At 69.3% G+C, this 7,001-nt stretch carries 10 protein-coding genes and 2 pseudogenes; 11 read left to right on the forward strand and 1 reads right to left on the reverse strand.

The window, feature by feature from the left end; all coding sequences use genetic code 11:
- The 10 genes and pseudogenes from ABNT58_RS09300 to ABNT58_RS09345 form a co-directional block, all read left to right on the forward strand.
- Positions 1–434, forward strand: a pseudogene (locus ABNT58_RS09300) (hypothetical protein); the annotation flags it as partial.
- Positions 435–574: 140 nt separating this feature from the next.
- On the forward strand, positions 575–739 hold the full coding sequence (locus ABNT58_RS09305) for a DUF1328 domain-containing protein (protein ID WP_046115482.1): 165 nt from the start codon (positions 575–577) through the stop codon (positions 737–739).
- A 90-nt stretch (positions 740–829) separates the two neighbouring features.
- Entirely contained in the window at positions 830–1,222 is a 393-nt protein-coding gene (locus tag ABNT58_RS09310; protein WP_348753209.1) for a hypothetical protein, read from the forward strand.
- Positions 1,223–1,329: 107 nt separating this feature from the next.
- Positions 1,330–1,713: a hypothetical protein gene (locus ABNT58_RS09315; protein ID WP_348753210.1), complete on the forward strand. Its 384-nt coding sequence runs from the start codon at positions 1,330–1,332 to the stop codon at positions 1,711–1,713.
- Entirely contained in the window at positions 1,710–2,297 is a 588-nt protein-coding gene (locus ABNT58_RS09320) for a hypothetical protein (RefSeq protein ID WP_348753211.1), read from the forward strand. Before ABNT58_RS09315 ends, ABNT58_RS09320 begins: the two co-directional genes overlap by 4 nt.
- 282 nt (positions 2,298–2,579) lie before the next feature.
- The gene (locus tag ABNT58_RS09325) at positions 2,580–2,762 is read left to right on the forward strand and encodes a DUF1328 family protein (protein WP_348753212.1); all 183 of its coding nucleotides are present in this window, start codon (positions 2,580–2,582) and stop codon (positions 2,760–2,762) included.
- A 40-nt stretch (positions 2,763–2,802) separates the two neighbouring features.
- Positions 2,803–3,351 carry a ferritin-like domain-containing protein gene (locus tag ABNT58_RS09330; RefSeq protein WP_348753213.1) on the forward strand — a complete coding sequence of 183 codons (549 nt, stop codon included), beginning with the start codon at positions 2,803–2,805 and terminating at the stop codon, positions 3,349–3,351.
- A gap of 124 nt (positions 3,352–3,475) precedes the next feature.
- Positions 3,476–3,736 carry a BON domain-containing protein gene (locus tag ABNT58_RS09335; protein WP_348753217.1) on the forward strand — a complete coding sequence of 87 codons (261 nt, stop codon included), beginning with the start codon at positions 3,476–3,478 and terminating at the stop codon, positions 3,734–3,736.
- 102 nt (positions 3,737–3,838) lie between these two features.
- Positions 3,839–5,068, forward strand: a complete 1,230-nt coding sequence (locus ABNT58_RS09340; RefSeq protein ID WP_348753214.1) for an AI-2E family transporter — start codon at positions 3,839–3,841, stop codon at positions 5,066–5,068.
- Between the two features lie 10 nt (positions 5,069–5,078).
- Positions 5,079–6,017, forward strand: coding sequence for a YihY/virulence factor BrkB family protein (locus tag ABNT58_RS09345; protein WP_348753215.1), 939 nt, complete (start codon positions 5,079–5,081; stop codon positions 6,015–6,017).
- On the opposite strand, the gene ABNT58_RS09350 is transcribed toward ABNT58_RS09345, so the two are convergent.
- Positions 5,966–6,391 carry a hypothetical protein gene (locus ABNT58_RS09350; protein WP_348753216.1) on the reverse strand — a complete coding sequence of 142 codons (426 nt, stop codon included), beginning with the start codon at positions 6,389–6,391 and terminating at the stop codon, positions 5,966–5,968. The two genes, ABNT58_RS09345 and ABNT58_RS09350, sit on opposite strands and share 52 nt — an antisense overlap.
- Before the next feature lie 140 nt (positions 6,392–6,531).
- Between ABNT58_RS09350 and ABNT58_RS09355 the strand changes: the two are divergent.
- Positions 6,532–7,001 (forward strand): annotated as a pseudogene (locus ABNT58_RS09355) (monovalent cation/H+ antiporter subunit A); the annotation flags it as partial.

Raw genomic sequence — 7,001 nt, forward strand, 5'->3', positions numbered from 1 at the left:
GTCCCGGGCCGGCCGACATCCCCTTCGAGCTGGCCGACCTGGCGCCGCCGCACGCCCCCGCGAGCGGGCGTGGCATGGCCCACCTGGTGGAAGGCGCCGCCGCGCTCGACGAAGGCGCGCTGGTCGCCGTGCCGCTGGCGCTGGTGGCCGCCATCGCCCTCCTGCTGGCCGCGGCCCTGGGCTTCGCCGTGTTCGGCCTCTTCGGGATTGACATCCTGCTGGGCGTGGCGGTGGAGATCGCCTTCGCCTCCTTGGGCGGAGCCCTGGCCCTGCGAGCCCGGCGCGAAGGCTGGCTGGCCCATGTGGTGCGACGCACCGCAGGACCGATGGCCGTGGTGCTGGTGTGCACGGTGATGGCAGGCCTGTTGATCGGCCACTGGCTGCCCGAAGCACGCACGCTGCCCCAAGCCTGGCAGCTGATGCGCGGCCGGTGAGGCCTGTGGGCCGCGTCCTACAGCCGGCCACCGGCTCCACCGACACCCTGGCGGCCCACCCTCTCATGGGCAGGGCCAAGGGCCGGTTCTAAGCTTTGTCCATCAATCACAGGAGGGCGATGCCCCTTTAGGAGAACCTGATGTTGCACTATGCCGTTGTCTTCTTCGTCATTGCGCTGGTCGCAGCGCTGTTCGGCTTTGGTGGCATTGCGGCCGGTGCCGCGGGCATCGCGAAGATCCTGTTCTTCGTGTTCGTGATCCTGGCCGTGGCCAGCTTCATCATGGGTGCGATCCGAAAGGGTTGACGCTCCCCGGTCAGCCGTTAACCTAATGCTGCACCGCGTGCGGTTGGCGGTCGACTCCACTTCCCACAGAACTGAAAGAAAGGATCCACCATGGTCTCCTCCACGTCTGCAGCCCAGGCCAGCAAGAGCGCGAACGACGTCGCCGATCAGGCAGCCAAGTCTGCCGACAGCGCCATCCGTTCGACCCAACGCATGGCCAACGAGTCGCTGGACCAGCTGTCGGACAAGATCCACGAGCTGCGCGACACCGCCGTGCCGGCGATCAACCGGCTGGCCAGCGAAGCCGAGACCCTGGCCCGCCGCGGCCTGGACACCGTGCGTGAGCGCAGCGCCCAGATCCGTGAGCGTGCGGTGCGCGTGTCCGACAACACCGTCGGCTACATCAAAGACGAGCCGGTCAAGTCGATGCTCATCGCTGCCGCCACCGGCGCCGCGCTGATGGCGCTGGTGTCGCTGCTGAGCCGCTCTTCGCGCGACGACTGATCGTCAGCGCCCCTTCACGGGCACTGCAGCATGACTGCAGTGCCCGTCGTCGTTGAGCCGCCTGGCCCTGGCGCCAGGCCCCTTCTCCCGGCCTTGACCTCCCCCTCATGTTCCATGCCTTGTTCCGCCTGATCGCATCGCGGCCGCAGCTGCTGGCCGAGCATGCCGAAGGCTATGCCGACCTCATCGCCCAGGAAGTGCAGGCGGCCAGCGCGCGTTGGAAGCGCAGCCTGATGCTGGGCGCGGTGGGCGGCGTGTCGGCGCTGGTGGCGCTGCTGATGCTGGGCACGGCCTTGATGCTGTGGGCCGTGACGCCGGATGCCTCGATGCGGGCGCCCTGGCTGCTGTGGGTGGTGCCCGCGGTGCCGGCGGTGGTGGCCATCGGCTGCCTGTCTGCACTCTCCGGCCAGGCCAAGGGGGGCGGCTTTGCCAGCCTGCGCGAGCAGCTGGCCGCCGATGCCGCCATGCTGCGTGAAGTGAGTGCGCCATGACGACCGGCCTGAACACCCCCCCGAGCCCGGACGACACCGCCGCGCTGGACGAGCAGCTGGCGGCCATGGCCGCGGCCGAACGCGCCCTGATGTCGCCGGCCGAACGCCTGGCGCTGTCGCGGGCCCGCATCCGCGGCTTCCTGGTGGAAGCCGACGGGGGCCGGCGGCGCCGCAAGGCCACGGTGGGCGATGCGTCATCGCTGCCCGGCATCGATCTGCTGATGGCCAAGCTGCACGAACACCCGATGGCTGCGGCCGTGATGGATGCGGTGAGCAACTGGTGGAAGAGCCACCCGGTGCATGCCTTCGGCGTGATCGCCGGCTCGGCCTTGCGTGATGCGGCCGGCCCGCTGGTGCGCCGTCATCCGGTGGCCATGGTGGGTGCTGCGGTGCTGGCCGGCGCGGTGCTCATGCGCATGCGGCCCTGGCGCCTGGTGATCAAGTCGGCCCTGTTCGCCGGCCTGGCCTCGCAGGTGATCTCGCGCGTGATTGCGGCGGTGCCGATCGACACCGTCATCGGCACCCTGATGAAGTTTGCAGGCGGGCGGCGGGAGGCGCCGAGCGAGGCGACACCGCCGCCCTGACGACCCCGACCCCAACGTCCGTCGTTCGAAGTGCATCTCTCCCTCCTCCCTCAGCACTTCGGTCACATGGCGACGGACTTTCCAGGCGCGCTTCGGCGCGCTTTTTTTTGCCCCCAAGCTCGCGCGCTCGCTGTCTGATTCAAACGTAACCAGACACGGGGTTCCGTCCTACATCGCAAAAGCCCGGCCTCCGATTCGATGCGGACAGGCCGCCACCTAGAGTTGCTTCATCGGCCAACGGTGCGCTTGCACCACCGGCCCTGGCAACCCAAGGACAGCGCGATGTTGAAGTGGGCCATTATCTTTGCGGTGATTTCTTTAGTGGCAGGCCTGCTCGGCTTCACGGGCGTGGCTGCTGGCGCAGCAGGCATTGCCAAGATCCTGTTCTTCGTGTTCCTCGTGCTCTTCGTCGTGGTGCTGGCGCTGGGCCTGATGGGCATCGGCGCTGTCAAGAAGCGCCTTTGATCCCCCACCCCGCACCCGTCCCACCCACAAGGCAAGACCCATGAACAAAGACCGCGATCCGTCCGCTGCTCCGCAGCTCAAGCTCAACGAAGAAGCCATCGAGGCCGCCAAGCGCAGCCTGGACGAAGGCGCGGTGACGCCCAGCTACGGACCCTGGCGCGACCAGATCGTCAAGCTGCTCAACGACGCGCTGGCCACCGAGCTGGTGTGCGTGCTGCGCTACAAGCGCCATCACTTCACCGCCAAGGGCATGAACTCGCCGGCGATTGCCGATGAATTCCTGGTGCACGCCAACGAAGAAACCGCCCACAGCGAAAAGCTGGCCGAGCGCATCGTGCAACTGGGTGGCGAGCCCGACTTTTCGCCGGCCACGCTGCTGCAGCGCAGCCACGCCGACTATGACGAGAGCAAGGACCTCAAGGCGATGGTCCGCGCCAACCTCGTCGCCGAACGCGTTGCGGTCGAAACCTACCGCCAGATGATCGACCTCATCGGCGACAAGGACCCGACCACCCGCAGGCTGCTCGAAGACGTGCTGCGCGATGAAGAAGAGCACGCCGACGAGCTGGCCGACCTGCTGGACCAGTGACCCTGGCAGGCTGATCCACCCCACCACAACCACCACACCAGACCCGTTGAAGAGAAGGAGAACCTCCATGCTGAATGTTCGTACCACCCTTGCCGCCGCCATCACCGCCGTTGCCCTGACCACCATGGGCGGCTGTGCCGTCATCCGCGACCAGCAGACCGCCGGCGCCTACGTGGACGACGCCGCCATCACCACCGCGGTGAAGGCCAAGTTCGTGGAGAACAAGACGGTGGACGCCGCCGCCATCAGCGTCGAGACGCTGAACGGCACCGTGCAGCTGTCGGGCTTCGCCAAGAGCGCGACCGAGAAGGCCGCCGCCGAAAGCATCGCCGCCGGCGTCAAGCATGTGAAGGGCGTGCGCAACTCGATCGTCGTCCGCCCGTAAGCCGAGACGTCATCCACCGCGGGCCTGCCTGATCGCAGCCCGCCCGGGCCCGATGCTCCTGCCGGACATCGGGCTTTTGTTCGAGGTGCCATGCCCCCCAAGATGAAGTCCGCCGACCCGCCGTGGCCCGCGCTGCCGGCGCAGGACCGTGCCACGCCCGCACCGCAGGCCTACCGACCGCGCGCACGCTCGAGCGTGGCCACGGTGGTGCTGGCGTCGGTGGCCGTGGTGGCCGCGCTGTGGTGGGGCCAGCGCTTCATGATCCCGGTGGTCACCGGGCTGCTGCTGGCCATGCTGCTGATGCCGGCGGTGGGCGTGCTGGCGCGGCTGCTGCGCCAGCAGGCGGTGGCCGCCGCGGTGGCCCTGACGCTGTGCCTGGCGGTGCTGGGCGTGGCGGTGGGCGCCTTTGGCGGGCAGCTGGTGCGCATGGGCGAACGGGTGCCCGAGATGATCTCGCTGGCCGCCCAGCGCGTGGCCGAGATGGAGCCGGCGCAGGACACCTTGTTCAGCCGCGCCCGCCGCGCGCTGCGCGACCTGGACCGTGCGGCCAACCGGGCAATGGGTGCTTCGCCGCCCGCCCCCGAAGCGGCACCGCGGCCCACCCGCACACGGCCTGCGGCCGCTGCCGCGGCCAGCGTGCCCGAAGCCAGCGCGTCGGCGCCCGCCTTGTCCGACCGGGCGGCGGCGGCGCTGCAGGAAACCGCGGTCAGCGGATCGGGCGTGGTGCTCGAGTTCGTGGCCGACCTGCTCATCATCTTCTTCACCGCCTTCTTCGTGCTGTCGGGCGGGCGCCGCATGCGGCTGCGGCTGGTCGACCTGTGGGGCGACCACCCCGTGGTGCGGCGGCGGGTGGAGATCGCGATGGTGGAATGCGCCCAGCAGGTGCGGCGCTACATCGTGGTGCTGATGATCACCAACATCCTCACCGGCGTGGCGGTGTGGGTGGCCTTTCTGGCGGCCGGCCTGCCCGATGCGGGCGGCTGGGGCCTGACGGCCGGGGTGCTGCACATGGTGCCCTACATCGGCATGGCGCTGATGACCGCGCTGGCCGGGGCCGAAGCCTTCCTGGCCCATGGCACCTGGACGGCGATGATCGGCATGGCCGCCTTCGTGGTGGCGCTGTCCACCATCATCGGCATGCTGGTGACGGCCTGGCTGCAAGGCCGGGCGGCCAAGATGAACCCGGCGGCGGTGTTCATCGGCATCGTGTTCTGGGGCGCCTTGTGGGGCGTGTGGGGCCTGTTCCTGGGGCCGGTGCTCATCGCGCTGCTCAAGACGGTGGCCGGCCACACCCGCCGTGGCGTGCGCCTGGCCCATCTGCTCAAGGGATGACACTCACTGCATGGAATTGATCAAGCGCCTCATCCAACGCATCACCGACTGGCTGCCCGTTCGCGTCGGCCTGGCCGCCGCCGAACGCTTCAGCGACGCCAAGGGCCCGAGCCACGGCGGCGCGGTGGCCTTTTATGCCGCCTTCTCCATCGCGCCGATGCTGGTGGTGGTCACCAGCGTGATGGTGTGGTTGCTGGGCGACCAGAACGCCCAGGCCTCACTGCTGCAGACGATGTCGCGGCTCATCGGCCCGCGCGAAACGCAGGTGCTGCAGCAGCTGCTGGAACAGGCCTCGGGCCGGCTGTCGTCCGAAAACACCGCCTGGGGTTCCTGGCTGGCCCTGGGCACCACCTTGATCGGCGCCACCGCGGTGTTCGTGGAAATGCGCGCCGCGCTGCAGTCGATGCTGGGCGAAAAGCCCAGCGGCGCGGCCTGGTGGCGGCTGCTGCGGGTGCGCCTGCTGGCCGCCGGCATGGTGCTGGGCTGCGGCTTCCTGCTGTCGGTGGCGCTGCTGGTGCAAACCGCGGCGCTGGTGGCGCTGAAGTGGGTGTCGACCCGCTGGCCCCTGCTGGCCCCCTTGCTGGCGGTGGTGGAAGGCCTGTGGTCCTGGGCGGTGATCACGCTGCTGTTCGCGGCGATGATCCGCTGGCTGCCCGTCACCCGCCTGCCCAAGCGCGATGCGCTGATCGGCGCCGCGGTGGCGGCTGGGCTCTTCATGCTGGGGCGTTATGCCATCAGCCTGTACGTGGCGACGACGGCCACGCAATCGGCGCTGGGCGCCGCAGGCTCGTTCGCGGCGCTGCTGGTGTGGGTGTACTGGTCGAGCCAGATCTTCTTGATGGGCGCCGCCGTGGCGGTGGAAATCGGTGCGCTGCGCCGGGGCGCGGTGCCGCAGCCTCAGGGCCAGCGCGTGTCATGCAGCGTGGCACCCGCGGCCGGCAGCTCGTAGACGGCATGCATGCGGTCGGCGTCCTGGCGGGAGCCATCGGCCGGCGTGGCCGGCAGCTGCCCGGCGCGTGCCACGTCGGTGGTGGTCTCGGTGGGTTGCAGCTGGCGGTGCGCGGCGCGCGCCACGGCGTCGTCCACCACGCCGTAAAAGCCCCACAGCATGCCCAGTGCAGCGATGCTGCCGACGGCGGCCACCCAGCCTTCCATGCGCTGCGGGGCGGGGGCAGGCGCCGGAGGCATCGGCATCAGCGGGCGGTCGTCGGCCTGCGCGGCCATCAGCGCCGGCAGGTCCACGTCGTCGGCCGCCGGTGCACCGCCCACGTACCAGCGCTGGAACCCTTCGTCCGCGTCCTGGTCTGGCAGGTGATGGTTCATCTCGTTGCTCCTCAAGCACGTCTGCAGCAAATGATCGGCCGGGCCCTGGCGCTGCGCACGCAGCCTCGGCCGGCTGATGCTGTAGGCCGGTGCCTACGGGTCTCGTCCGGCAAAGGCCGCCCCCTAGAATGAGCTGGCCAATGCCTGATGCGCTGACCCTTCTCGTCTTCCTCCCCTTCCTCGGCAGCGCCCTTGCCGCGCTGCTTCCCAGCAATGCCCGCAACACCGAGTCGACGCTCGCGGGCATCGTCGCTTTGATCGGTCTGGCCCAGGTGGCCTGGCTCTACCCGCAGGTGGCGGCGGGCGGCGTGGTGCGGCACCAGATCGCCTGGATACCCAGCCTGGGCGTGGACATCGTGCTGCGCATGGACGGCTTTGCGTGGATGTTCACGATGCTGGTGATGGGCGTGGGCACGCTGGTGGTGCTGTACGCCCGCTACTACATGAACCCGGCCGATCCGGTGCCGCGCTTTTTCTCGTTCCTGCTCGGCTTCATGGGCTCGATGATGGGCGTGGTGCTGTCGGGCAACCTGGTGCAGCTGGTGCTGTTCTGGGAACTCACCAGCCTGTTCTCCTTCCTGCTCATCGGCTACTGGCACCACCGCAGCGA

Origin of the sequence: uncultured Aquincola sp. (assembly GCF_964001545.1) — a bacterium.
In the GTDB taxonomy this organism is placed as follows: Bacteria; Pseudomonadota; Gammaproteobacteria; order Burkholderiales; family Burkholderiaceae_C; genus Aquincola.

Excerpts from the sequence above, each read along its gene's own strand:
- ABNT58_RS09315 (WP_348753210.1), top strand. The coding sequence starts at position 1,330 with ATGTTCCATGCCTTGTTCCGCCTGATCGCATCGCGGCCGCAGCTGCTG.
- ABNT58_RS09325 (WP_348753212.1), top strand. The coding sequence starts at position 2,580 with ATGTTGAAGTGGGCCATTATCTTTGCGGTGATTTCTTTAGTGGCAGGC.
- ABNT58_RS09340 (WP_348753214.1), top strand. The coding sequence starts at position 3,839 with ATGAAGTCCGCCGACCCGCCGTGGCCCGCGCTGCCGGCGCAGGACCGT.
- ABNT58_RS09335 (WP_348753217.1), top strand. The coding sequence starts at position 3,476 with ATGGGCGGCTGTGCCGTCATCCGCGACCAGCAGACCGCCGGCGCCTAC.
- ABNT58_RS09310 (WP_348753209.1), top strand. The coding sequence starts at position 830 with ATGGTCTCCTCCACGTCTGCAGCCCAGGCCAGCAAGAGCGCGAACGAC.
- ABNT58_RS09350 (WP_348753216.1), bottom strand. The coding sequence starts at position 6,391 with ATGAACCATCACCTGCCAGACCAGGACGCGGACGAAGGGTTCCAGCGC.
- ABNT58_RS09305 (WP_046115482.1), top strand. The coding sequence starts at position 575 with ATGTTGCACTATGCCGTTGTCTTCTTCGTCATTGCGCTGGTCGCAGCG.
- ABNT58_RS09320 (WP_348753211.1), top strand. The coding sequence starts at position 1,710 with ATGACGACCGGCCTGAACACCCCCCCGAGCCCGGACGACACCGCCGCG.
- ABNT58_RS09345 (WP_348753215.1), top strand. The coding sequence starts at position 5,079 with ATGGAATTGATCAAGCGCCTCATCCAACGCATCACCGACTGGCTGCCC.
- ABNT58_RS09330 (WP_348753213.1), top strand. The coding sequence starts at position 2,803 with ATGAACAAAGACCGCGATCCGTCCGCTGCTCCGCAGCTCAAGCTCAAC.